Genomic DNA, 23,252 nt, shown 5'->3' with positions numbered 1-23,252 from the left:
CCTCGTCGCGTTCCGGGCCCGGGTCGGCCATGATGTGCAGGCCGCCCGGGCCCGGAACGGGCGCAGGAGAACGGGAGCCCATGCCCTCGACGTCGCGACCGGTGGCCCTGGCCAGCGGTGTCCTCGCCCTCGCCCTGGTGCTCGCCGGCTGCAGCGCAGCGATCGTGCCCGGTCAGGCCACCCCGGCCGGGCCCCCGATCACCGACGTCTCACCGGCGGACTTCCCGATCACGGGCGCCGCCGAGACCGAGGCCGACGTGACCTCGCGCAACGCGTTGGCCGACCTCAACGACTACTGGTCGCAGACCTTCCCCGAGGTCTACGGCGAGGACTTCCCGGCCCTGGCCGGCGGGTACTTCTCCGTCGACCCCGGCGACGTCGACGAGTCGCTCTACCCCGACGGCGAGATCGGCTGCAGCTCGGCCCCCGAGGAGGTCGAGCAGAACGCCTTCTACTGCCCGCCCGACGTCGGTGCCTCCAACGAGGACTCGATCAGCTACGACCGGGCCTTCCTGCAGCAGCTCAGCGACGAGTACGGCCGCTTCCTGCCCGCCCTGATCATGGCCCACGAGTTCGGCCACGCGGTCCAGGGCCGGGTCGGCTACCCGGCCGACGACACGTCGATCAACGTCGAGACCCAGGCCGACTGCTTCGCCGGGGCCTGGACCCGCTGGGTGGCCGAGGGCAACGCCTCGCACGAGTCCATCCGGGCCCCCGAGCTCGACGGCCTGCTGGTCGGCTACTTCATCGTGCGCGACCCCCCCGGCACCGGCGCCGAGGAGGACCAGGCGCACGGCTCCTACTTCGACCGCGTCTCGGCCATCCAGGACGGCTACGACGGCGGCGCCGCGGCCTGCCGGGACAACTACGAGTCCGACCGTCGCTTCACCCAGGCTGAGTTCGACGACCAGGAGGACTTCGACAACGACGGCAACCTGCCGCTGGCCCAGGTCCCCGACCTCATCGCGCAGTCGCTTCCGGCCTACTACACGGACTCGTTCCCCGACGACCTCGGCGTCGACTTCACCGAGCCCGCCATCGAGACGTTCGACGGCACCGCCCCGACCTGTGACGGCATGAACGCCGACACCAACGCCGGCTTCTGCCGGGACCAGGACACCGTCTACTACGACCAGACCGACCTCGCCGAGCCCGCCTACGAGATCGGCGACTACGCGGTGCTCACCGCCGTGGCCATCCCCTACGGCATCGCGGCCCGCGACCAACTGGGCCTGTCCACCGAGGACGAGGACGCCATCCGCTCGGCGACGTGCCAGGCCGGCGCCTTCTCCGGCGCCGCGCTGAACCAGGAGGTCCCGACGATCTCCATCTCGCCCGGCGACTTCGACGAGGCCATCCAGTTCCTGCTCACCTACGGCAAGGACCCGACGGTCTTCCCCGACGTCGGCCTGTCGGGCTTCCAGCTGGTCGATGTGTTCCGGCAGGGCTACCTGTACGGGCTCACCGCCTGCGGCCTCGAGGCCTGATGAAGGACCCCCGTGCCCCCCACCACGAGCGAGCTCGCGGCGGGACCCTGCACGGGGGCCGTTCCAGGGCTCAGAAGAGGGCGGCGGACAGCTGACGGCGGGCGGCGCCGACCCGCGGGTCGTCGTCGCCGACCACGCCGAACAGCTCCACCAGGTGGACCCGGGCGGCGTCGCGGTCCGCGCCCGAGGTGCGCCGGACGACGTCGAGCAGGCGGGCGAACGCGCCATCCACGTCGCCGGTGCCGAGCAGGAAGTCCGCAGCCCGCGTCTGCGCCGCGACGTCGTCGGGGGCGGCGTCGGCGGTGTCCAGCGCGTTCGGGCCGGCCTCCTCGGCGCGACGGAAGAGCTGCACCTGCTTGATGGCCACCGAGGCGACCGGGTGGGCCGGCTCGACGTCGAGGATCTGCTGGTAGGCGGCCTCGGCCCCGGCCAGGTCACCGGCGTCGAGCGCGGCCTCGGCGGCGTCCAGCCGCGGGTCCTCGGGCTCCTGCGACTCGGCGTCGCCCTGGGCGCCGGGCACGGCGCCGCCGGTGGTGGCACCGACCAGCTCGGTGACGAACTGCCGGGCCTGCTCCTCGGGGATGGCACCGGTGAACTCGGCCACCAGCTGCCCCTGCCACACGGCCTTGACCGCGGGGATGCCCTGCACGCGCAGGCCCTGCGACAGGTTGGGGTTGGCGTCGACGTCGACCTTGGCCAGCACCCACGAGCCGCCACCCTCGGCGGCGAGCTTCTCCAACACCGGCGAGAGCTGCTTGCACGGCCCGCACCACTCGGCCCACAGGTCGAGCACGACGGGCACCTGGAACGACCGGTCGATGACCTCCGTCTGGAACGTGGCCTCGTCGACGTCCACCACCGCTGCGCCCGGCGCACCGGCCGGTGCACCCGGTGCCGGCGGCGGGGCCGCCGCTGCCCGGGCCGCAGCGTCCGAGCGCGCCTTGACCGCAGCCAGGTCGACCGCACCTGCCAGCGAGGCGGCCATCTGCGCCTGCTGCGCCGCGGCGCGGGGATCGGTGGGCTGACCGGGTCGAGCGGGGCGGTTCGGCTGCATGACGTCCATGATCCCACCGCCGGGAGCCGGTCGCCGCGCCGTCCTGCCCCACCCCGCCCACCGGCGTGACCCTGCTCACCACCTGTTGCATCCCCCCGCGGGGCCGTGCGTACGTTCGGGCGGTCCGGTCGACGGGGCCCCGCCCCGCCGACGACCTCCGCCGGGAGGGGCGCCGTCCGACGAGGACGGCGACCAGGGTCCGGCCGGGCAGTTCGGCCGGGACCGCGCGAGGCGGCCGGCCGATCCAGGATGCGCCGGAGCGCAGCTGCCCCCGACCCACCCGGTCCCCCGCCGCACCACGGCGTCGCGGGACCAGCACCCCGCCCGGCGACCGACTTGTCGAGAGGACGGCCTGCCACCCATGGCGACCAGCCCCCGCACGATCTCCAGCAGCACCACCACCAGCACCACCGCCGCCGTCGACCAGCCGGTCGGCCGTCTGCGCCGCCGCTTCGGCCAGGTCGTCGTCACCGGCGCGGCAGCCGCGCTCGCCGTCGGGTTCCTGCCCGGTGCCACGGGGACGGCGCAGGCCGCGCCCGCCGCCGTCACCGCGCCGGCCGCGGCGTCGTCGGGCATCGTCGCCCCGACCCCGGCCACCCAGGTCGCCGTCGACCACGCGATGGCCCAGGTGGGCAAGGGCTACGCGTACGGCGGCAACGGTCCCGACGCCTACGACTGCTCGGGGCTGACCACCCAGGCCTTCGCCGCCGCCGGTGTCGAGCTGCCCCGCCGCAGCGCCGACCAGGCCACCGTCGGCACCCCGGTCGACCGCGCCGCCCTGCAGCCCGGTGACCTCGTCTTCTACTACTCCCCGGTGAGCCACGTGGGCATCTACATCGGCAACGGCCAGATGGTGAACGCCCTCAACTCCGACACCGGTGTCGTGGTGAGCAGCGTCGACATGCCCGGCTACGCCGGCGCCTCCCGCGTCGCCTGAGGGCCTACTCCACCGGAGTCCGTCCTCCGCCACCGGATCCGGTGGCGGAGGACGGACGTCCCTGCACCCCCCTGATCCAGGCTGCGGGCGCCGGGGGTCAGGACGGCGGGGCGGGGCGGAGCGGGGGGACGTCCCGGACGCCGAACACCTTCCGCAGGGCGACCCGCGCCGCGTTGTCGCCGCACATGCCGTGCACGGCCGGGCCCGGCGGGGTGGCCGCCGACGCCAGGAAGACGTGGTCCATCGGCGTCGAGTAGGTGTTCCACCGCGGCACCGGACGGGCCAGCATCTGCCGCAGCGAGGCCTCGCCGTTGGAGATGTCGCCGCCGATGTTGTTGGGGTTCCACTCCTGCATCTGCGGCGCCGTCTTGGTCGCCCGCGCCAGCACCGTGTCGCGGAAGCCGGGGGCGAACCGCTCGATCTGCGCCTCGATCTGCTCGGTCATGTCGACCGTCGAGGCGTGCGGCACGTGCACGTAGGCCCAGAACACGTGCTTGCCCTCGGGCGCCCGCGTGGGGTCAACGACGGTGGGCTGCACCGCGAGCACGTAGGGCCGGTCGGTGAGCCGCCCCGCGGCCGGGGCGGCCTCGCCGGCGATGGTCTCGGCCAACGTGCCGGCCACGTGCACGGTGCCGGCCCGGCGGACGTCGGGGTTGGTCCACGGCACCGGGTCCGACAGCGCCCAGTCGATCTTGAAAACCCCGGGCCCGTGCTCGTACCGGTTCACCCAGCGCGCGTAGCCGCGGGGCAGCCGGTCGCCGGCCATCTGCACGAAGGCGTCGGGCGAGGTGTCCAGCAGCACCGCCGGGACGCCGTCGAACTCGCGCAGGTCGGTGACCTCGTGGTCGTACTCCACCTCGCCGCCCTGCTGCTCGAGGGCGGTGACCATGGCGTCGGCCATCCGCTGGGTGCCGCCCTCGGGCAGCGGCCAGCCCCGGTGGTGGGCCAGCATCGACAGCACCATGCCCAGGCCCGCGGTGAGCGGGCGCGTGAGGTCGAGCATCCCGTGCGCGGCGGCCCCGCCGATCAGCGCGCGGGCCTTCTCCCCGTCGAACGCCCTGTGCGCCAGCCACCGCACGTTGGGCAGCGCGTTGAGGGCGAACCGGGTGATCGCCGGGATGCTGCGGGTCGGCAGCCGGCGGAAGGCCGAGGACAGGAAGAAGTCGATGACGTCGTCGCCGTGCTCGACCAGCTGGGCGAACAGCATCCGGTAGGCATCGCCGTCCTCCCCCAGGCCCGCCGCGGTCTGCTCCAGCGACCGGAACGCCAGCGCGGCGTCGCCGCCGTCCAGCGGGTGGGCGTAGGCGATCTCGGGGTGCAGCATGCGCACCCCGCGCGAGGCCCAGTCGAACTCGCGGAAGAACGGCGACGCGACCCCCATCGGGTGCACCGCCGAGCAGATGTCGTGCGCGAAGCCCGGGAGCGTGACCTCCTCGGTGCGCATCCCGCCCCCGGGCCGCGACGCACGCTCGACGACCCGCACCCGCAGCCCGGCGGCCGACAGGCGCAGCGCGGCAGCCAGCCCGTTCGGTCCGGCTCCGACGACGACGGCATCCGGTTGCGAGCTCATACGGGCAGTCTCCCCCGAGGCCCCTCAGAGCCGCCCGACGAGCTCGTCGGCCGCGGCGTAGGGGTCGCACTCCCCCGCGACGACCCGCTCGGCGAGTGCGTCGATCGCCGCCGCGCCGCCGACGTCGCCCATCCGGCGGCGCAGCTCACCGACCGCGATCGCCTCGATCTCGCGGGCCGCCCGGACCCGTCGGCGCCGGTCGCCCTCGCCGGAGGACGCCAGCCAGCTGCGGTGCTCCTCGACCCGGGTGAGGACGTCGTCGACGCCCTCACCGGCCGAGGCGACGGTGCGGACGACGGGCGGCCGCCAGCCGGTGTCGGCGGCCATCGTGAGCATCGCCCGGAGCTCGCGAGCCGTGCGGTCGGCGCCCTCGCGGTCGGCCTTGTTGACCACGAAGACGTCGGCGACCTCGAGGATCCCGGCCTTGGCCGCCTGGATGCCGTCGCCCATGCCCGGCGCGACCAGCACGAGCGTGGTGTCGGCGAGCGACGCCACCTCGAGCTCGGACTGACCCACCCCGACGGTCTCCACGACCACGACGTCGCAGCCCGCCCCGTCGAGCACCCGCAGCGCCTGGGGGGTGGCCCACGACAGCCCGCCGAGGTGCCCGCGGGAGGCCATCGACCGGATGTAGACCCCCGGGTCGTCGGCGTGGTCGCCCATGCGCACCCGGTCGCCCAGCAGTGCGCCCCCGGAGAAGGGGGACGACGGGTCGACCGCGAGCACCCCCACCCGCAGGTCGCGGGCGCGCAGGCCGCGGACCAGGGCGGTGGTGGTGGTCGACTTGCCGACGCCGGGCGACCCGGTGATGCCCAGCACCTGCGCCCGGCCGGTGTGCGGCGCGAGCGCGGCGGCGACCTCGCGCAGCGCCGGGCTCTCCTGCTCCACGAGCGAGATCAGCCGGGCGACCGAGCGGGGGTCGCCGTACCGGGCGCCGGCGACCAGCGCGCCGACGTCCGGGGTGCGGCGACCCACGGTCAGGCGGCGGGCACGTGCACGACCAGGGCGTCGCCCTGGCCACCACCACCGCACAGCGCGGCGGCACCGGTGCCGCCGCCGCGGCGCTGCAGCTCCAGCGCCAGGTGCAGCACGATGCGGGCCCCGCTCATGCCGACCGGGTGGCCCAGCGCGATGGCGCCGCCGTTGACGTTGACCTTCTCGGGGTCGAGCCCGAGCTCGCGGGTGGAGACGATGCCGACCGCGGCGAAGGCCTCGTTGATCTCGACCAGGTCGAGGTCGGCGGGGGCGATGCCCTCCCGGGCGCAGGCTGCGGCGATGGCCCGGGAGGGCTGCTGCTGCAGGGTGGCGTCGGGACCGGCGACCACGCCGTGGGCGCCGATCTCGGCCAGCACGGTGCAGCCGAGCTCGGCGGCCTTGGCGGCGCTCATCACCACGACGGCGGCGGCGCCGTCGGAGATCTGCGAGGCGGTGCCGGCGGTGATCGTGCCGTCCTTGCTGAAGGCGGGCTTGAGCCGGCCCAGGGACTCGGTGGTGGTGTCGGCGCGGATGCCCTCGTCCTCGCGGAACTCGATCGGGTCGCCCTTGCGCTGCGGGATGGACACCGTGACGATCTCGTCGTCGAACAGGCCGTTCTTGTGCGCCGCGGCCGCGCGCTGGTGGCTGGCCGCGGCGAAGGCGTCCTGCTCCTCGCGGGTCAGCTCGTAGCGGCTGTTGGCCTGCTCGGTCAGCAGCCCCATGGCCACCTGGTCGAAGGTGTCGGTGAGCCCGTCGTGGTTCATCGAGTCGACCAGCGCGGTGTTGCCGAACTTGACGCCGGTGCGGCTGGTGGGCAGCAGGTGCGGCGCCTGGGTCATCGACTCCATGCCACCGGCGACGACCACGTCGAACTCCCCGGCCCGGATGAGCTGGTCGGCCAGCGCGATGGCGTCGATGCCCGACAGGCACACCTTGTTGAGGGTGAACGACGGCACGGTCATCGGGATGCCGCCGGCGACCGCGGCGGGGCGGGCCGGGTTCTGGCCGGCCCCGGCCTGGATGACCTGGCCCATGATCACGTACTCGACCTGGTCGCCGCTGATGCCGGCCTTCTCCAGGGCGCCCTTGATGGCCACGCCACCGAGGTCGGCGGCGGAGAAGTCCTTCAGCGAGCCGAGCAGCCGGCCCATCGGGGTGCGGGCGCCGCCGACGATCACGGAGCGGTTCGCGGCCGCGGGCTTGGTGGTCTGGGTCATGCGGGGCCTCCAGGGGCGCAGGCCACCACCGTTGGTGGCCGAGCAGACGGGCTGGCGCCGAGCTTAGGACGACGGTGGCCGACGCACCGGGGCCACGTGAGGCAGGTCACCACCCGGAACGGTGCACACCCCAGATGCATTGGGCACGACTGAACCTGCGCGAGCCCACGACCCCGAGCGACAGGAGAACGCACATGGCCACGGTCACCGTCGGCACCGAGAACTCCGCCCCGATCGAGCTGTACTACGAGGACCACGGCGCCGGCCGCCCGGTCGTGCTCATCCACGGCTGGCCGCTGTCGGGCAAGTCGTGGGAGGCCCAGGTGCCCGCGCTGGTCGAGGCCGGCCACCGCGTGGTCACCTACGACCGCCGCGGCTTCGGCGAGTCGTCCAAGCCCTTCGACGGCTACGACTACGACACCTTCGCCGCCGACCTCGACGCGCTGCTCACCCACCTCGACCTCACCGACGTCACCCTGGTCGGCTTCTCCATGGGCGGCGGCGAGGTCGTGCGCTACATCAGCCGCTACGGCACCGACCGCATCCGGTCGGCCGTGCTGGCCGCCGCGGTGCCGCCGTACCTGTACAAGAGCGACGACAACCCCGACGGCGGCCTCGACGACGCCACCATCGAGGCCTTCCAGACCGGCGTCCGCACCGACCGCCCGGCCTTCCTCGAGGACTTCACCGAGAACTTCTTCGCCGCCGGGGACAAGAACGACCTGGTCAGCAGCGCACAGAAGGCCTTCGCCCGGCAGATCGCCAACGTGGCGTCGCCGAAGGGCACCCTGGACTGCATCACCGCCTTCGGCCGCACCGACTTCCGCGACGACCTCACGAAGGTCACCGTCCCCACGCTGGTCATCCACGGCGACAGCGACGGCGTGGTGCCCTTCGAGGTGTCGGGCAAGCGCTCGGCCGAGTCGATCGAGGGCGCCGAGCTCGTGGTCGTCGAGGGCGGCCCGCACGGCGTCAACGCCAGCCACCCGCAGGAGTTCAACGCCGCCCTGCTCCAGTTCCTCGCGAAGTAGCGGACCCGACTGCCCCCCCCGCGCCACGCTGCGAGGCACGGGCTCCTGCAGCCGGGCCGTACCGGAGCCCGTCGTCCCCCAGGGACGGCGGGCTCCGCTGTGTCCAGCGTCACCCCCCTCCACCGGGTGCGCGGTACCGCGGGTAACGGCAACATGCCCGCATGAGCGTCGACGGAGCCGCACTGCCCACCGAGCTGTTCACCACCATCGACCACGTCGGGATCGCCGTACCCGACCTCGACGAGGCGATCGCCTTCTACGACCGCGCGTTCGGCATCACCTCGGTCCACGAGGAGACGAACGAGGAGCAGGGCGTCCGCGAGGCCATGCTCGCGGTCGGGTCGGGTGACACCCGCATCCAGCTGCTGGCCCCGCTGACGCCGGAGTCCACGATCGCGAAGTTCATCGGCCGGTCGGGCCCGGGCCTGCAGCAGCTTGCCTTCCGGGTGGTCGACGTCGAGGCGGTCAGCGCCACCCTGCGCGAGCGCGGCCTGCGACTGCTCTACGACGAGCCCCGCCGCGGCACCGCCGGCAGCCGGGTCAACTTCGTGCACCCCAAGGACGCCGGCGGCGTGCTCGTCGAGATCGTGGAACCGGCCACACAGCACTGACTTCCTGGCTACTGGCCAGTAACATCCTCACCCGCACTACCGAGCCAACGACGACCCGGGAGCACAGCGTGAACGAGATCAGGGACGCCATCCTGTCCGACCAGCTCAGCGACATCGGGGGGCTGGGCGTGCCCGACTCCTACCGCGCGGTGCTGGTGCGCAAGGACGAGCAGGACATGTTCGAGGGCCTGGCCACCAAGGACAAGGACCCCCGCAAGAGCCTGCACGTCGAGGAGGTGCCCACCCCCGAGCTCGGGCCGGGCGAGGCCATCGTGGCCGTGATGGCGTCGTCGGTGAACTACAACACCGTGTGGACGTCGATCTTCGAGCCGGTGAGCACGTTCGGGTTCCTGGAGCGCTACGGACGGCTGTCCGAGCTCACGAAGCGGCACGACCTGCCCTACCACGTGGTGGGCTCCGACCTGGCCGGCGTCGTCCTGGCCGTCGGGCCCGGCGTGAACAAGTGGAAGGCCGGCGACGAGGTCGTCGCGCACTGCCTGTCGGTGGAGCTCGAGGACCCGGCCGGCCACGACGACACGATGATGGACCCCCAGCAGCGCATCTGGGGCTTCGAGACCAACTTCGGCGGCCTGGCCGAGCTCGCCCTGGTCAAGAGCAACCAGCTGCTGCCCAAGCCGGCCCACCTCACGTGGGAGGAGGCCGCCGCGCCCGGACTTGTCAACGCCACCGCCTACCGGCAGCTGGTGAGCAAGAACGGCGCCAACATGAAGCAGGGCGACACCGTGCTCATCTGGGGCGCCTCGGGCGGGCTGGGCTCCTACGCCACCCAGATGGCCCTCAACGGCGGCGCCATCCCCGTCTGCGTGGTCTCCAGCCCCGAGAAGGCCGAGATCGTGCGGAGGATGGGCGCCGAGCTGGTCATCGACCGCTCCGCCGAGGGCTACAGGTTCTGGAAGGACGAGAAGACCCAGGACCCCAAGGAGTGGCAGCGCTTCGGCAAGAAGATCCGCGAGCTGACCGGCGGCGAGGACATCGACATCGTCTTCGAGCACCCCGGCCGCGAGACCTTCGGCGCCAGCGTCTACGTCGCCAAGAAGGGCGGCACGATCATCACGTGCGCCTCGACCTCCGGGTACATGCACGAGTACGACAACCGCTACCTGTGGATGAACCTGAAGAAGATCCTGAGCTCGCACTTCGCGAACTACAAGGAGGCGTACGAGGCCAACCGGCTGATCGACAAGGGCCTGATCCACCCGACGGTCTCGAAGGTCTACCCGATGGAGCAGGTCGGGCAGGCCGCCCGCGACGTCCAGACCAACACCCACCAGGGCAAGGTCGGCGTGCTCACCCTCGCCCCCGAGGAGGGCCTGGGCGTCCGCGACCAGGACAAGCGCGCCAAGCACCTCGACGCGATCAACCGTTTCCGCGGCCTGTGAGCATGCTGCGGACCGGCTCGTCACACCCGATCCGGTCCGCAGCTTCTGGAAGGATGGAGCCATGAGCGACCCCCACGCCGAACTGCTCCCGCTGCGCGAGGCCACCTACTCCTTCGAGGTGGTCCGCAAGGGCTACCACCGGGACCAGGTGGCCGAGGCCATCGAGCGGTTGGACGCGGATCTGCGGGTCACGATGGCCGACCGCGACGCCGCGGCGTCGCGCGCCTCCGACCTGGCCGCCCAGCTGTCGGCGCTGCACCAGGAGATGGAGAGCCTGCGCCGCAAGGCCGCCTCCGCCGGTGCGCCCACCTTCGAGAACATGGGCGAACGCATCTCGCACATGCTCCGGCTGGCCGAGGAGGAGGCCGCCGAGGTGCGCCGCAGGGCCGCCGAGGAGGCCGACGCGATCCGGCAGCGCATCACCGCCGAGGAGAACGCCTCGGTGCAGCGCCAGGCCCAGGCCGGCGCCGACGCCGAGCGGGTGCTCGCCGAGGCACGGCACGAGGCCGAGCAGATCGCCGCGAAGGCGCAGGCCCGGGCCGACGAGCTGGTCGCCAAGGCCCAGGAGCGGGTCGCCCAGCTCGACGCCGATTCGCAGGCCCGCCGCACCAAGATCGAGGAGGACTTCGAGATCGCCCAGCGGGCGCGGCGCACCGAGGCCGCCCGGCTCGAGGACGAGCGCGAGAAGAGCTCGGTCGCCGCCGCCCAGCAGCGGGTCGCCGCCGCCGAGCAGCGTGCCGCCGCCACGGTCTCGGCCGCCGAGGAGGAGGCCGCCGCCCTCCGGCGCACCCGTGACGAGCTGGCCACCCGCCTGCACGAGGTACGGCGCCTGCTCGGGCAGCTTCCCGACCTCGCCGACGCCCCGGCCACCGCCGCCCGTCCCGCCCAGGACCAGGACACCGCCGGCGACCGCGCGGTCGACGGCACGAGCGCCGACGAGGCTGCCGGGAAGGGTGCGGGGCAGGACCGGCCCCGGTCGTCCGGGACGGCCACCACCGCGGCCCCGACGACCGCCGCAGCCCCCGCGGCGCCCACGGCACCGGGTCGACCCTCGGGTGCTCCGCAGCCTCAGCCGGCCGCACCGCCGGCAGCCGCGCCCGCTGCTGCCCGGCCCGCAGGTGCCCAGCCGTCAGGTGCCCAGCCGTCAGGTGCCCAGCCGTCAGGTGCCCAGCCCGCAGGTGCTCAGCCCGCAGGTGCGCAGCCCGCAGGTGCTCAGTCCGCGGGCACCCGGCCCGCGAGCGACCCGCCGGCGGGCGAGCAGCCGGGCGGCTCCCCGCAGCCCGCGCGCCCGGCCCCCACCCAGGGTCCGGCCACCGCGGTGCAGCCCGCCGTCCGGTCGGTCCCCACCGGCAGCCAGCCGGCCCAGAAGGGCGGGGGCGCCGAGCCCCGCTGATCCTGCGCCGCCTCCCGAGGCGGTAACTGCCCGGCCGTGCTCCCGGGCGAACGCGGTGACTGGCCGGTCGTGACGGTGCGTGCCACAGTGCCCACCGGGGTGTGAGGTCGTTCCGTCGACGCTGGGGGGTGCCGCTGTGTCCGCGACCAGCAGCACCCGCGCCCGGCACTCCTCGGGGACGACCAGCCGGGTCCGCTGGTCGGTGCTCGCCCCGCTGGCCGCGCTCGCGCTGGCTGCGGCGGTGTCCGCCCGCGCCCTGCGCAGCACACCACTGGCCGACGACGGTGCCCTCACCGCGCCCGCCTGGGCCTGGGTCCAGGGCGGATCGGCACCGGACCCGCTCACCCCCGAGGGCCTGGCCGTCGTGCACACCGCGGGGTGGGCGTGGGTCACGCGGGCGTTCGAGCGGCACGGCGGCCTGGCCGCGGCGGGCCGGGAGCTGCTCTGGGTCGCCCTGCTGGTGTCGTGCCTGCTCCTGTGGCGGGTGGCGCGGCGGGCCCGGCTGGGTGACGCCGGGGCCTGCGTCGCCGTGCTCGTGCTCGGCGCCGTCCCGGGGCTCGTGCTCGTGCACGCCGTGAGCTCGCCGGCGGCGTGGGCGGTGCCCTGGATGCTGCTGGCAGCCTGGCTCGGGCTGGGCCGCCGCCGGCCGGTCGTGCGGGCCCTGGCCGTGCCCGCGCTCGTTCCGGCGGTCGTGCTCGCCCCCGACGTCGCCCTGCTGCTCCTGGCCGGCACGGCCGGCGCCCTGGCCACCGGACGACTGGGTCGACGGTGGTCGACCCGCACGCGCACGGTGCTCGCGGCCCTGCTGGCCCCGGTCTTCGTCGTGCTGGTGCTGCTGCTGCCGCGCTGGGATCCCCAACCCGACGTCCTGGCGCCCTGGGCGGCCGGCGAGGCCCGTTCGGTCCTGCTCACGGCCGGCCTGCTGGCGGTCGGGGCGCTCGCCGCGTGGGTGCTGCCCCGCTGGCGACCGCCGGCCGGCGCCCTGGCCGTGACCACCCTGGCCGCGATCGCCCCGCCCGGCCGGTTCTCCGCCCTCGTCGTCTGCCTGCCCCTCGGTGCGCTGCTGCTCGGGGCACTGGTGCAGGAGCTGGTGCGCCACCCGGCGACGCGGCCGCTGCGCCCGGCCCTGGCCACCGCCACGGCGGTCGCGCTGGTGGTCTCCCTGGGGGTCGGCGGGGCCGCGCTGGGCACCGCCCGGGCCGACGACTTCGGCGCCGCCGACCGCCGCGCCCTGGTCTCGTGGCTGACCGACCAGTTCCCCGCCGGCACCCCCGTGGCCGCCGACGGGCTGCTCGCCGAGGACCTGGAGCGGGCCGGTGTGCCGATCGAGCCGGGCGGGCTGCAGGTCAGCCGCGGCGAGCCCGCCGGCCCCGGGCCGGTGGTCGCGCGCTTCGGCGACGAGACCACCGGTCTGGCCGTCGTCGACCCCCGGTACCGCGCCCCCGACGCCGACGACCGCGCCCTGCGCCGACAGCTGGCCGGGGCCCTGCTCACCAACCCGACGACGGCCGACTCCGGCCAGGTGACGGGGGCGCTGCTCTCGGGCGACGTCGACCCGCGACTGCTCACGCTGCTGGCCGGCATCGCGGCGCAGTACGGCGTCGGGGTGACCGCGATGCCCACGGTCCCCGGCGAGGTGGGCACCGCCCTGCGCTACGCGGTCGTGGACTCCGTCGGCGGCACCCGGCTGGCCGACGACCCGGCGCTGGCGGACCAGGTGCAGGGCTGGCTGGTCGCGCAGCTGCCGCCCTACGCCCCGAGCACCGTGGAGGTGGTCGACGACGGCCTGCGCGTGGGCTTCGGCTACGCCCCCGCCCCCGACGAGCTCGTCGCCGCCTCGGCCGGGTGACCACCACCGGTCCGGGTGCCCGGCCCGTGACGGACCGGTACGGTTTGCCCGCAGTAGTCGTCCCGTCACCCAGGAGGCCAGCCGTGGCACACCGGCGCACCGCTCCGTCGCTGATCACCGGCCTCCTCACCGGCCTCGTCACCGGCATGGCCGTCCTGCTCGGTCTGCTGGCCCCGGGCATCGCCGGCGCCGCCGACACCGGCATGCTGCGGCTCGCGCACCTGAGCCCCGACACCCCCTCGGTCGACGTCTACGTCGACTCGGTGTCCTCCCCCGACACCGGCATCGTGCTCACCGGTGTCGGCTACGGCACCGTCTCGGACTACCAGTCCGTGCCGGCCGGCACGTACACCGTCTCCATGCGGTCGGCCGGTGCGCCCGCCACCTCGGCCCCGGTGCTCTCGACCACCGTGACGGTGGCCCCCGGCGACGCCTACACGGTGGCCGGTGTCGGCACCTTCGCGCAGCTGGGCCTGACGGTGCTCGACGACGACCTGTCGGCTCCCCCGGCCGGCGACGCCCGCGCCCGGGTCATCAACGCCTCGCAGACGCTGACGCCGGCCGCGGTCGCCCTGGCCGGCGGCCCGACGCTGTCCGGCGACCTGGCCTTCCCCGACCGCACCGACTACGTGGCGGTCCCCGGTGGCTCCACCACCCTGCAGGTGAGCGGCGCCGGCGGGACGCCCACCGACCTCCCCGTCGACCTGGCCGACGGCTCGTCCTACACCGTGCTGCTGCTCGACGGCGACTCCGGCGTGCGGGTGCAGACGGTGCTGGACGCCGCCAGCCCGGGCGTCGTGCCCGCCGGCGGGGTCGAGGCCGGTGGTGGTGGCGCGGCCGGGTCGTCCTCCCCGCTGCTGTACGTGCTGGGTGGCGTGTCGGTACTGGCGCTGGCCGGGGGCGTGCTCGCCTCGGGCCGCCGGCTGCCGCGGCGCGGGTCCGCACCCCGCCACGCCGCCTGACCCCCGGTGGCCGGTCACCGGCACCGCGCCCCGCACCGCGGACTGACCAGGCTGCGCTGGCTGCTGGCCGCCGTCGCCGTCGTCAGCGGTGCGGTCGCCGTCCTGGCGGGGAGTCCGCCCGCCCCCGCCGTGGCCGGTTCGCCACCGGCACCGGTGGTGCAGGCGGCCACGGACGAGCCCGTCGCCTCGGTGGCACCGGTGTCCGTAGCGGTGCCCAGCGTCGACCTGGCCAGCAGCCTGGTGCCGATCGGGGTCGACGGCAGCGGCGCCCTCGTGCCGCCGGCCGACTACGCGCAGGCCGGGTGGTTCGACGCCGGCGTGGCGCCCGGGCAGGTCGGCCCGGCGGTCCTGGCCGGCCACGTGGACTCCCGCTCGGGCCCGGCGGTCTTCTACCGGCTCGAGGAGGTCGCCGTCGGGGCCCAGGTGCTGGTCGGGCAGGCCGACGGCAGCACGCTCACCTTCGAGGTCACCCGGGTCGCCGAGTACCCGAAGTCGGCCTTCGCCACCGACGAGGTGTACGGCCCCACCGTCGACGCGCAGCTGAGGCTGATCACCTGCGGTGGCGAGTTCGACCGCTCGCGGCGCAGCTACGTCGACAACGTGGTGGTGTACGCGTCGCTGGTTCAGTGACGACGCGAGCGGGCGCGCCAGCACGCGGTGTGCCAGTGCCGGCGCAGGTCGATCGAGGACTCGGTGTCCCACGGGTCGAGGTCGGAGTCGCGGGCGTAGACCGGCCAGGCGACCACGTGCGGCGTGCCGGGGCGGATCTCCTGGTCGCAGCCCGGGCAGCGGTAGGCCCGGGTGCTGGCCGACCCGGTGACCGGGCGGACCACCCAGTCGCCGTCGTCGGCGGTCTCCACCGGTGGGGTGCGGGACAGCGGCGGGCGTGCACCTGCGTGCGGCCGCCGCCGTCCCCTGCCCATGACCCCGCCGAGGTTACCGGCGGGCGTGCTCCCGGAACCCGCGGCCGGTCTTGCGCCCGAGGTACCCGGCGGTGACCAGGTGCTCGAGCAGCGGTGCAGGGGCGAAGCCCGGCTCGCGGAACTCGGTGTACAGCTCGCGCTCGATGGCCAGCGAGACGTCCAGCCCGACGGTGTCCAGCAGCTCGAAGGGGCCCATCGGGTAGCCGCAGCCGACCTTCATGGCCGCGTCGATGTCGTCGGCGGTGGCGTAGTGCGCCTGCAGCATGCGCACCGCGTCGTTGAGGTAGGGGAACAGCAGGGCGTTGACGATGAAGCCCGAGCGGTCGGTGCAGGAGACCGCGTGCTTGCCCAGCTGCCCGCACACGGCGTGCGCGGTGGCCGCGACGTCGTCGGAGGTGGCGACGGTGGAGACCACCTCCACCAGCTTCATCACCGTGGCGGGGTTGAAGAAGTGCAGGCCCACGACGTCCCCGGGGCGGGCACTGGCCTTCGCGCACTCGATGACCGGTAGCGACGACGTCGTGGTGGCCAGCACCGCGCCCGGCTTGCAGATGCGCCCCAGCTCGGCGAACAGCTCCTGCTTGACCGCCAGGGACTCGACCACGGCCTCCACCACCAGGTCGACGTCGGCCAGGTCGGCCCGGTCGGTGGTGCCGGTGAGCCGGGCCAGGACGGCGGCCTTGCCGTCCTCGTCGAGCTTGCCGCGGGTGACCTGCTTGTCCAGGCTCTTGGTGATCGCGGCGAGCACCCCCTCGACCTTCTCGGGGGTGCGGGCGACGAACACGGTGTCGTACCCGCCCTTGGCGAACACCTCGATCATCCCGGTGGCCATCGTCCCCGAGCCGACCAGCCCGACCGTGTGCACCGGGCGGGCGCCCTCGGCGGCGCCGCCCGGGGTGGGGGTCTGCGCGTCCGCCACCACCTCGGCGGAGTCGCGGCCGGCGTAGGTGTAGAAGCCGCGGCCGGTCTTGCGGCCGAGCAGCCCGGCGGTCATCAGCTGCTTGATGATCGGGCTCGGGGCGTGCAGCCGGTCGCGCGACTGCTTGTACATCGTGTCGAGGATCTCGTAGGCGGTGTCGATGCCGATGAGGTCCATGAGGGCCAGCGGGCCCATCGGCAGGCCGCAGCCCAGCCGCATGGCCGCGTCGATGTCCTCGCGGCTGGCGTACTTGGCCTCGTACATCGAGACGGCGTGGTTGAGGTAGCCGAAGAGGAGGGCGTTGGCGATGAAGCCGGCCTTGTCGCCCACGGTCACGTCGGTCTTGCCCAGCCGCTCGGCCAGCGCCTCGACGTCGGCGATCACCGACGGCTCGGTGACCACGGTGCTGATGACCTCGACCAGCTTCATGACCGGCGCCGGGTTGAAGAAGTGCATGCCGATGACCTTGCTCGGCCGGCCGGTGGCCACCGACAGCTCGGTGACCGACAGGCTCGACGTGTTGGTCGCCAGGATCGTGTCCGGTGGGCAGATCTTGTCCAGCGCCGCGAAGACCTCGGTCTTGAGCTCCATGCGCTCGGGGATCGCCTCGACCACCAGCTCGGCCTCGGCGAGGTCGTCGAGCGAGGTCGACCAGCGGATGCGCCCGAGGATCGCGTCGCGGTCGGCGGCGTCGAGCTTGCCGCGCTGCACGGCCTTGTCGGTGGACTGCTCGAGGTGGCCGCGGCCGCGCTCGAGCGCCTCGGTCGAGACCTCCACGGCCGTCACGTCCAGGCCGGCCCGGGCGAGCACCTCGGTGATGCCCGCGCCCATGGTGCCGAGCCCGACGACCCCGACCTGGCTGAGTTCTCTGGCCACGTTGCCACTCCCTCGTCCCGGCGCGACCTCGTCGTCGCACCCTGGTCCGGCGAGTCTGCCAGAGCTGGTTACCCGCGGGTAACCACCGGCGGGCGTGAAGCAGGTCTCAGAACAGGCGCTGAGTGGGGTCGTCGGTGCCCTTGAGCACCGCGTAGTCCACCGTCACGCAGTCGATGCCGCGGTCGCGGGCCAGCACGCGGGCCTGCGGCTTGATCTCCTGGGCGGCGAACACGCCCTTGACCGGGGCCAGCAGGGGGTCGCGGTTGAGCAGCTCCAGGTAACGGGTCAGCTGCTCGACGCCGTCGATCTCCCCGCGGCGCTTGACCTCCACGGCCACCGTGGTGCCCCGCTCGTCGCGGCAGAGCAGGTCGACCGGGCCGATCGCGGTCGGGTACTCGCGGCGCACCAGCTGCCACCCGGCGCCGAAGGTCTCGACGTGCAGGGCCAGCAGACGCTGCAGCTCGGCCTCGACGCCGTCCTTCTGCAGGCCGGGGTCGACCCCGAGCTCGTGCCGCACGTCGTGGAACACCTCTTCGATGGTGATGACGAGCTGCTCACCGGCCTTGTTGGTGACCGTCCAGGTGCCCGATCCGTCGACGAGGGCGTCCTTGAGGGTGCAGGGCGGGGTCATCCAGTTCAGCGGCTTGTAGGCGCGGTCGTCGGCGTGCACCGACACCGAGCCGTCGGCCTTCACCAGCAGCAGCCGGGTGGCGGTGGGCAGGTGGGCGGTGAGCCGCCCGACGTAGTCGACGGAGCACGTCGCGATGACCAGGCGCACGGGCGCCGACGCTACCGCGCCGACGCCCGTGCCCGGCGACCGCGTCAGACGCGCTCGGGCTCGCGGGTCTCGCCGAGGGAGCGGATCGGGTCGACCGTGGTGGTCGAGTCGTAGCGCTCCTGGTCGAGGATGCCCTCGCGCTTGGCCACGATGGTCGGCACCAGCGCCTGGCCGGCGACGTTGGTCGCCGTCCGGCCCATGTCGAGGATCGGGTCGACGGCCAGCAGCAGGCCGACGCCGGCCAGCGGCAGGCCCAGCGTCGAGAGCGTCAGCGTGAGCATGACCACCGCGCCCGTGACGCCGGCGGTGGCGGCCGAGCCGACGACCGAGACCAGCGCGATGAGCAGGTAGTCGGTGATCGACAGGTCGACGCCGAAGAACTGCGCCACGAAGATCGCGGCCAGCGCCGGGTAGATCGCCGCGCAGCCGTCCATCTTGGTCGTCGCCCCCAGCGGGACGGCGAACGAGGCGTAGGACCGCGGGACACCCAGGTTGGCCTCGGTCACCCGCTCGGTCACCGGCAGCGTGCCGATCGAGGAGCGGGACACGAAGCCCAGCTGGATGGCCGGCCAGGCACCGGCGTAGAAGCGCTTGGGCGAGAGGCCGTGCAGCTTGAGCAGCACCGGGTAGACGACGCCGAGCACCAGCACGAGCCCGCCGTAGACGGCCGCGACGAAGACGCCGAGCGAGCCCAGGGACTCCCAGCCGTAGGCGGCGACGGCGTGCCCGATGAGGCCCAGCGTGCCCAGCGGCGAGAGCAGGATGACCCACCACAGCACCTTCTGGACGATCGCCAGCGCCGAGCGGGTGACGGTCAGGAACGGCTCGGCCGCCTCGCCGACCTTCAGCGCGGCGATGCCGACCGCGACCGAGACGACGATGAGCTGCAGCACGTTGAACGACAGCGAGCCGTCGGTCGAGCCCTCGAGGCCGAGGATGTTGCCGGGCACCAGGCCGGTGAGGAAGTCCCACCACGAGCCGCCGGTGCCGCTGTAGTCGGCGGCGGACTCCGCGACCGAGCTGTTGCGACCCGGCTGGGTGATCAGGCCCAGGCCGATGCCGATGGAGACCGCGATCAGCGCCGTGATCGCGAACCACAGCAGGGTCTGGCCGGCCAGCCGGGCGGCGTTGCCGACCTGCTTGAGGTTGGCGATGCTGACGATGATCGCGGTGACGATCAGCGGGATGACGATGACCCGCAGCAGCCCGACGAACGTCGAGCCGATGGTGTCCAGCGTCGAGGTCAGCCAGTTCTGGTCGGTGCCGGCGACGAGCTCGCCGTCGACGTAGCTGCCGGGGACGGTGCCGATGGCGCGGGCGACGAGCCCGAGGGCCACGCCCAGCACGAGGGCGATCAGCACCTGGGCCGCGAAGGGCACGCGGCGGAGGCGGGAGAGCACGGAGGAGGCCTTTCGCAGGAGGGAGGGACGGCGGGGCTGCGCCGTCGTCAACCCTCGGTGGTCGCCCGACCGAAGTCGACGACCCTCCGCTTGGTCAGCCACAGAGTGCGCACAGGAGTGCCAACCGTCCCCGTCCGCGCCTGTTCCCGGTGTGATGCGTCAGTCGGTCCAGACCGCCGGACGCTTGCCGAGGAAGGCGGCCACGCCCTCGCGCGCACCGTCGAGCTGCGACGCGGCGGCCATGGTCTGGACCGCCTGCAGGTAGGCGTCGGCCTCGGGCCGGTCCAGCTGGGCGTACATCGCCTGCTTGCCCCACGCCTTGGACGCCCGCGACCCCCGGGTCGCCCGCGCCACCAGGTCGGCGACCGCGTCGTCGAGCTCGGCATCGGGCACCACCCGGTTGACCAACCCCCAGTCCAGGGCGGTGCGGGCGTCGACGACGTCGCCGGTGAGGGCCAGCTCCATCGCCCGCTTGCGGCCGACGTTGCGCGCGATCGGCACCATCGGCGTGTGGCAGAACCAGCCACCCTTGCCCCCGGGCGCGGCGAACCCCGCGGACTCGCCGGCCACCGCGAGGTCGCAGGAGGCGACGAGCTGGGCGCCGGCCGCGGTGGCCAGGGCGTGCACCCGGGCGACGACGACCTGCGGCACCTGGTGCAGGGTCTGCATGAACTCGGTGCACAGGGTCAGCAGCGACCGGACCTCGGCCATCGGGGCCCCGTCCATGTCGGCGAAATCGTGCCCGGCGCTGAACACCGGGCCCTCGGCCGCGACGACGATCGCCGTGGCGTCGGTGGCCGCGATCTCCCGCACGGCGGCCAGCAGCTGGGTCAGGTGCTCCCGGGACAGTGCGTTGCGCCGGGAGGGCCGGCACATCGTGAGGGTGACGACGTCGTCGGTGCGCTCGACCCGGGGTGCTGCCAGCTCTGCCATGCACCCGACCCCACCACGCGCACGTCCCGGTGTCGAGGGACCCGACCCCGGGCATGCAGGGACCCGTGCACCCAGAACCGGTCACCCCCACCGCGCCGCGCCCGATCGGCGCCACGGTCTTCACCCAGGGCTGGGCGGACCTCGCCTTCCTGCACTGGGCCGTCGACCCGGCCCTGGTCGCCCCGCACCTGCCGCCGGGCACCCGCCCCGACACCCTGGACGGCGCGACCTACGTGGGGCTGATCCCGTTCCGGATGCGGCGCATCGGCTTCTTCGGCCTGCCCGGGCTGCCCTACCTCGGCTCGTTCGCCGAGACCAACGTGCGGCTGTACTCCGTCGACGAGCAGGGCCGTCGGGGAGTGGTGTTCTCCTCGCTGGAGGCCGACCGGCTGCTGCCGGTGCTGGCCGCCCGCTGGGTGGCCCGGCTGCCCTACACGTTCGCGAGGATGCGGGTGCGCCGCGACGGCGACGTGGTGACCTACACCTCGCGGCGGCGCTGGCCGGCGCCGCGCGGCGCGCACAGCCGGATCGCCGTGCAGGTCGGTGAGCGCATCGCCGACCCCGCGCCGCTGGACCGCTTCCTCACCTCGCGGTGGGGCCTGCACCGCGGGTTCCTCGGCCGCACCGCGTACTGGCCCAACGAGCACCCGGAGTGGCCGCTGCACCGGGCCTCGGTGGTCGAGCTGTCCGAGGACCTGACGGCCGCGGCGGGCGTGCCGGTCGCCGGGGAACCGAACAGCGTGCTGTGGTCCCCCGGCGTCCCGGTGCGCTTCGGCCCGTGGGTGAGATGACCCGCTGGAACGGCCCCCTCGCAGGGACCCACGGCGCGCGGAGCGCGTCGTGGGGGGCGTCGTGGGGGGCGAGGGGGTCCTCCTAGAGCGCGTTGGCCTCGCGGACGACGTCGACGATCTGGCCCATGATGTCGGTCATCCCGAAGTCCTTCGGGGTGAAGACCCGGGCCACGCCCTGCTCGCGCAGCCGCCGCGCGTCGGCGTCGGGCACGATGCCCCCGACCACCACGGGGACGTCGTCCAGGCCGGCGTCCTTCAACCCCTGCAGCACCGCGGGCACGACCTGCAGGTGCGAACCGGACAGCACCGACAGCCCGACGACGTGCACGTCCTCCTCGACCGCGGCCGACACGATCTGCGCCGGGGTGAGCCGGATGCCCTGGTAGACGACCTCGAACCCGGCGTCGCGGGCCCGGACGGCGATCTGCTCGGCGCCGTTGGAGTGCCCGTCGAGCCCGGGCTTGCCCACCAGCAGCCGCAGCCGCCCGCCGAGCTCCTCGCCGGTGGCGCGCACCCGCTCGCGCACCTCGGTGAGCGAGCCGTCGGCCTCACCGGTGCTGGCCGCCGAGACGCCGGTGGGCGCCCGGAACTCGCCGAACACCTCGCGCAGCGCGCCGGCCCACTCCCCCGTGGTGACCTTCGCCCGCGCGCACGCCAGCGTCGCGGCCATCAGGTTCTCGTCGGTGCCCGCGACCCGCTTGAGCTCCTCGAGGGCCTGCGCCACCGCGGCGTCGTCGCGGTCGGCACGCCAGGCCCGCACGGCCTCCTGGGCGGCGGACTCGACCGCCGGGTCGACGGTCTGGATCGCCGTGTCGAGGTCAGCGGTCAGCGGGTTGGGCTCGGTGGAGTCGAACTTGTTGACGCCGACGACGACGTCCTCACCGCTCTCCATCCGGCGCCGCCGCTCGGCCAGGGACCCGACCAGCTGACCCTTCATGTAGCCGGACTCGACGGCGGCCACCGCCCCGCCCATCTCGGCGACCCGCTCCATCTCGGCACGGGCCCCCTCGAGGAGCTCGGTGACCTTGGCCTCGACCACGGTGGAGCCGGCGAACAGGTCGTCGTACTCGAGCAGGTCGGTCTCGTAGGCCAGCACCTGCTGCAACCGCAGCGACCACTGCTGGTCCCAGGGCCGTGGCAGGCCCAGTGCCTCGTTCCAGGCCGGCAGCTGCACCGCGCGGGCGCGGGCGTCCTTGGACAGGGTGACCGCGAGCATCTCGAGCACGATGCGCTGCACGTTGTTCTCCGGCTGCGCCTCGGTGAGGCCCAGCGAGTTGACCTGCACGCCGTACCGGAAGCGGCGGTGCTTGGGGTCCTCGACGCCGTACCGCTCGCGGGTCAGCTCGTCCCAGAGCCGGGTGAACGCGCGCATCTTGCACATCTCCTCGACGAAGCGCACCCCAGCGTTGACGAAGAAGGACATGCGGGCCACGACCTCGCCGAAGCGCTCCTGGGGCACCTGCCCCGAGTCGCGCACCGAGTCCAGGACGGCGATCGCGGTGCTCATCGCGTAGGCGATCTCCTGCACCGGCGTGGCCCCGGCCTCCTGCAGGTGGTAGCTGCAGATGTTGATCGGGTTCCACTTCGGCATCGTCGTCACCGTGTAGGCGACCATGTCGGTGATCAGCCGCATGCTCGGCGCCGGCGGGAACACGTAGGTGCCCCGCGACAGGTACTCCTTGACGATGTCGTTCTGCGTCGTCCCGGCCAGCTTCGTGACGTCGTGGCCGTGCTCCTCGGCGACGGCCTGGTAGAGCGCCAGCAGCCACATCGCCGTGGCGTTGATGGTCATCGACGTGTTCATCTCGTCGAGCGGGATGCCGTCGAACAGCGCACGCATGTCGCCGATGTGGCTGACCGGCACCCCGACCTTGCCCACCTCGCCGGTGGCCAGCTCGTCGTCGGGGTCGTACCCGGTCTGGGTGGGCAGGTCGAAGGCCACCGACAGGCCGGTCTGGCCCTTGGCCAGGTTGCGGCGGTACAGGGCGTTGGACTCGGCCGGGGAGGAGTGGCCGGCGTAGGTGCGCATGACCCACGGGCGGTCCCGGTCCTTCGGCGCTGAAGGGAACGGCATGTCCGGGGAGTGTAGGGCTACCGGTCAGTAACCACAGTGTCGAACGCCTCACGCGGTGGCACACTCGGTTGC

The 23,252-nt window shown here is 73.8% G+C and carries 20 protein-coding genes; 10 read left to right on the top strand and 10 right to left on the bottom strand.

Annotation, left to right across the window (positions count from 1 at the left end; all coding sequences use genetic code 11):
* Nucleotides 1-80 precede the first annotated feature (80 nt).
* Nucleotides 81-1,487, top strand: a complete 1,407-nt coding sequence (locus BLP29_RS13565) for a neutral zinc metallopeptidase (protein WP_092805314.1) — start codon at nucleotides 81-83, stop codon at nucleotides 1,485-1,487.
* 70 nt (nucleotides 1,488-1,557) lie between these two features.
* On the opposite strand, the gene BLP29_RS13560 is transcribed toward BLP29_RS13565, so the two are convergent.
* Nucleotides 1,558-2,541: a tetratricopeptide repeat protein gene (locus tag BLP29_RS13560; RefSeq protein ID WP_092805638.1), complete on the bottom strand. Its 984-nt coding sequence runs from the start codon at nucleotides 2,539-2,541 to the stop codon at nucleotides 1,558-1,560.
* A 361-nt stretch (nucleotides 2,542-2,902) separates the two neighbouring features.
* On the opposite strand from BLP29_RS13560, the gene BLP29_RS21610 reads away from it, so the two are divergent.
* The gene (locus BLP29_RS21610; RefSeq protein WP_092805312.1) at nucleotides 2,903-3,478 is read left to right on the top strand and encodes a C40 family peptidase; all 576 of its coding nucleotides are present in this window, start codon (nucleotides 2,903-2,905) and stop codon (nucleotides 3,476-3,478) included.
* A gap of 97 nt (nucleotides 3,479-3,575) precedes the next feature.
* Here BLP29_RS21610 and BLP29_RS13550 read toward each other — a convergent pair whose 3' ends face one another.
* The 3 genes from BLP29_RS13550 to BLP29_RS13540 are packed head-to-tail and all read right to left on the bottom strand — an operon-like array spanning nucleotide 3,576 to nucleotide 7,240.
* A complete protein-coding gene (locus tag BLP29_RS13550) occupies nucleotides 3,576-5,048 on the bottom strand; it encodes a phytoene desaturase family protein (RefSeq protein ID WP_092805310.1) in 1,473 nt (490 codons plus the stop codon).
* 24 nt (nucleotides 5,049-5,072) lie between these two features.
* Nucleotides 5,073-6,023 carry a methylmalonyl Co-A mutase-associated GTPase MeaB gene (gene meaB / locus BLP29_RS13545; RefSeq protein WP_092805308.1) on the bottom strand — a complete coding sequence of 317 codons (951 nt, stop codon included), beginning with the start codon at nucleotides 6,021-6,023 and terminating at the stop codon, nucleotides 5,073-5,075.
* A 2-nt stretch (nucleotides 6,024-6,025) separates the two neighbouring features.
* Complete coding sequence (locus tag BLP29_RS13540) at nucleotides 6,026-7,240, bottom strand: acetyl-CoA C-acetyltransferase (RefSeq protein WP_092805306.1); 1,215 nt, start codon at nucleotides 7,238-7,240, stop codon at nucleotides 6,026-6,028.
* Between the two features lie 194 nt (nucleotides 7,241-7,434).
* Here BLP29_RS13540 and BLP29_RS13535 point away from each other — a divergent pair, with 194 nt between their 5' ends.
* The 7 genes from BLP29_RS13535 to BLP29_RS13505 all read left to right on the top strand — a co-directional run bounded on the left by BLP29_RS13535 (nucleotide 7,435) and on the right by BLP29_RS13505 (nucleotide 15,116).
* On the top strand, nucleotides 7,435-8,271 hold the full coding sequence (locus BLP29_RS13535) for an alpha/beta fold hydrolase (protein ID WP_092805304.1): 837 nt from the start codon (nucleotides 7,435-7,437) through the stop codon (nucleotides 8,269-8,271).
* A 161-nt stretch (nucleotides 8,272-8,432) separates the two neighbouring features.
* The gene (mce, locus tag BLP29_RS13530; protein ID WP_092805301.1) at nucleotides 8,433-8,882 is read left to right on the top strand and encodes a methylmalonyl-CoA epimerase; all 450 of its coding nucleotides are present in this window, start codon (nucleotides 8,433-8,435) and stop codon (nucleotides 8,880-8,882) included.
* 68 nt (nucleotides 8,883-8,950) lie between these two features.
* Entirely contained in the window at nucleotides 8,951-10,282 is a 1,332-nt protein-coding gene (ccrA, locus tag BLP29_RS13525; RefSeq protein ID WP_092805299.1) for a crotonyl-CoA carboxylase/reductase, read from the top strand.
* Nucleotides 10,283-10,343: 61 nt separating this feature from the next.
* Entirely contained in the window at nucleotides 10,344-11,675 is a 1,332-nt protein-coding gene (locus BLP29_RS13520) for a coiled-coil domain-containing protein (protein WP_092805297.1), read from the top strand.
* 136 nt (nucleotides 11,676-11,811) lie between these two features.
* Nucleotides 11,812-13,524 carry a hypothetical protein gene (locus BLP29_RS13515; protein WP_092805295.1) on the top strand — a complete coding sequence of 571 codons (1,713 nt, stop codon included), beginning with the start codon at nucleotides 11,812-11,814 and terminating at the stop codon, nucleotides 13,522-13,524.
* Between the two features lie 83 nt (nucleotides 13,525-13,607).
* Complete coding sequence (locus BLP29_RS13510; RefSeq protein WP_243469951.1) at nucleotides 13,608-14,486, top strand: DUF4397 domain-containing protein; 879 nt, start codon at nucleotides 13,608-13,610, stop codon at nucleotides 14,484-14,486.
* Between the two features lie 6 nt (nucleotides 14,487-14,492).
* A complete protein-coding gene (locus tag BLP29_RS13505; protein ID WP_092805293.1) occupies nucleotides 14,493-15,116 on the top strand; it encodes a class F sortase in 624 nt (207 codons plus the stop codon).
* Here the strand turns inward: BLP29_RS13505 and BLP29_RS13500 are convergent.
* From BLP29_RS13500 to BLP29_RS13480, 5 genes are all read right to left on the bottom strand, one after another.
* Complete coding sequence (locus BLP29_RS13500; RefSeq protein WP_243469950.1) at nucleotides 15,110-15,346, bottom strand: hypothetical protein; 237 nt, start codon at nucleotides 15,344-15,346, stop codon at nucleotides 15,110-15,112. The genes BLP29_RS13505 and BLP29_RS13500 overlap by 7 nt on opposite strands.
* Nucleotides 15,347-15,422: 76 nt before the next feature.
* Nucleotides 15,423-17,204, bottom strand: coding sequence for a 3-hydroxyacyl-CoA dehydrogenase family protein (locus tag BLP29_RS13495; RefSeq protein ID WP_092805291.1), 1,782 nt, complete (start codon nucleotides 17,202-17,204; stop codon nucleotides 15,423-15,425).
* A 106-nt stretch (nucleotides 17,205-17,310) separates the two neighbouring features.
* Nucleotides 17,311-17,982: an endonuclease NucS gene (nucS, locus tag BLP29_RS13490; protein ID WP_092805288.1), complete on the bottom strand. Its 672-nt coding sequence runs from the start codon at nucleotides 17,980-17,982 to the stop codon at nucleotides 17,311-17,313.
* Between the two features lie 44 nt (nucleotides 17,983-18,026).
* Nucleotides 18,027-19,382, bottom strand: coding sequence for a dicarboxylate/amino acid:cation symporter (locus BLP29_RS13485; protein ID WP_092805286.1), 1,356 nt, complete (start codon nucleotides 19,380-19,382; stop codon nucleotides 18,027-18,029).
* 159 nt (nucleotides 19,383-19,541) lie between these two features.
* Complete coding sequence (locus BLP29_RS13480) at nucleotides 19,542-20,315, bottom strand: enoyl-CoA hydratase-related protein (RefSeq protein WP_092805284.1); 774 nt, start codon at nucleotides 20,313-20,315, stop codon at nucleotides 19,542-19,544.
* A 65-nt stretch (nucleotides 20,316-20,380) separates the two neighbouring features.
* Here BLP29_RS13480 and BLP29_RS13475 point away from each other — a divergent pair, with 65 nt between their 5' ends.
* Entirely contained in the window at nucleotides 20,381-21,106 is a 726-nt protein-coding gene (locus tag BLP29_RS13475) for a YqjF family protein (protein WP_207798489.1), read from the top strand.
* 82 nt (nucleotides 21,107-21,188) lie between these two features.
* On the opposite strand, the gene BLP29_RS13470 is transcribed toward BLP29_RS13475, so the two are convergent.
* The gene (locus BLP29_RS13470; protein ID WP_092805280.1) at nucleotides 21,189-23,180 is read right to left on the bottom strand and encodes a methylmalonyl-CoA mutase family protein; all 1,992 of its coding nucleotides are present in this window, start codon (nucleotides 23,178-23,180) and stop codon (nucleotides 21,189-21,191) included.
* Nucleotides 23,181-23,252: the final 72 nt, after the last annotated feature.

The organism is Klenkia marina (assembly GCF_900101025.1).
Classification (GTDB): Bacteria; Actinomycetota; Actinomycetes; order Mycobacteriales; family Geodermatophilaceae; genus Klenkia; species Klenkia marina.
This window is presented reverse-complemented; position numbering and strand designations above follow the sequence as displayed.

Coding starts and splice junctions, on each gene's coding strand:
- BLP29_RS13565 (WP_092805314.1), top strand. CDS start 81: ATGCCCTCGACGTCGCGACCGGTGGCCCTGGCCAGCGGTGTCCTCGCC.
- BLP29_RS13560 (WP_092805638.1), bottom strand. CDS start 2,541: ATGCAGCCGAACCGCCCCGCTCGACCCGGTCAGCCCACCGATCCCCGC.
- BLP29_RS21610 (WP_092805312.1), top strand. CDS start 2,903: ATGGCGACCAGCCCCCGCACGATCTCCAGCAGCACCACCACCAGCACC.
- BLP29_RS13550 (WP_092805310.1), bottom strand. CDS start 5,048: ATGAGCTCGCAACCGGATGCCGTCGTCGTCGGAGCCGGACCGAACGGG.
- BLP29_RS13540 (WP_092805306.1), bottom strand. CDS start 7,240: ATGACCCAGACCACCAAGCCCGCGGCCGCGAACCGCTCCGTGATCGTC.
- BLP29_RS13535 (WP_092805304.1), top strand. CDS start 7,435: ATGGCCACGGTCACCGTCGGCACCGAGAACTCCGCCCCGATCGAGCTG.
- mce (WP_092805301.1), top strand. CDS start 8,433: ATGAGCGTCGACGGAGCCGCACTGCCCACCGAGCTGTTCACCACCATC.
- BLP29_RS13520 (WP_092805297.1), top strand. CDS start 10,344: ATGAGCGACCCCCACGCCGAACTGCTCCCGCTGCGCGAGGCCACCTAC.
- BLP29_RS13480 (WP_092805284.1), bottom strand. CDS start 20,315: ATGGCAGAGCTGGCAGCACCCCGGGTCGAGCGCACCGACGACGTCGTC.
- BLP29_RS13470 (WP_092805280.1), bottom strand. CDS start 23,180: ATGCCGTTCCCTTCAGCGCCGAAGGACCGGGACCGCCCGTGGGTCATG.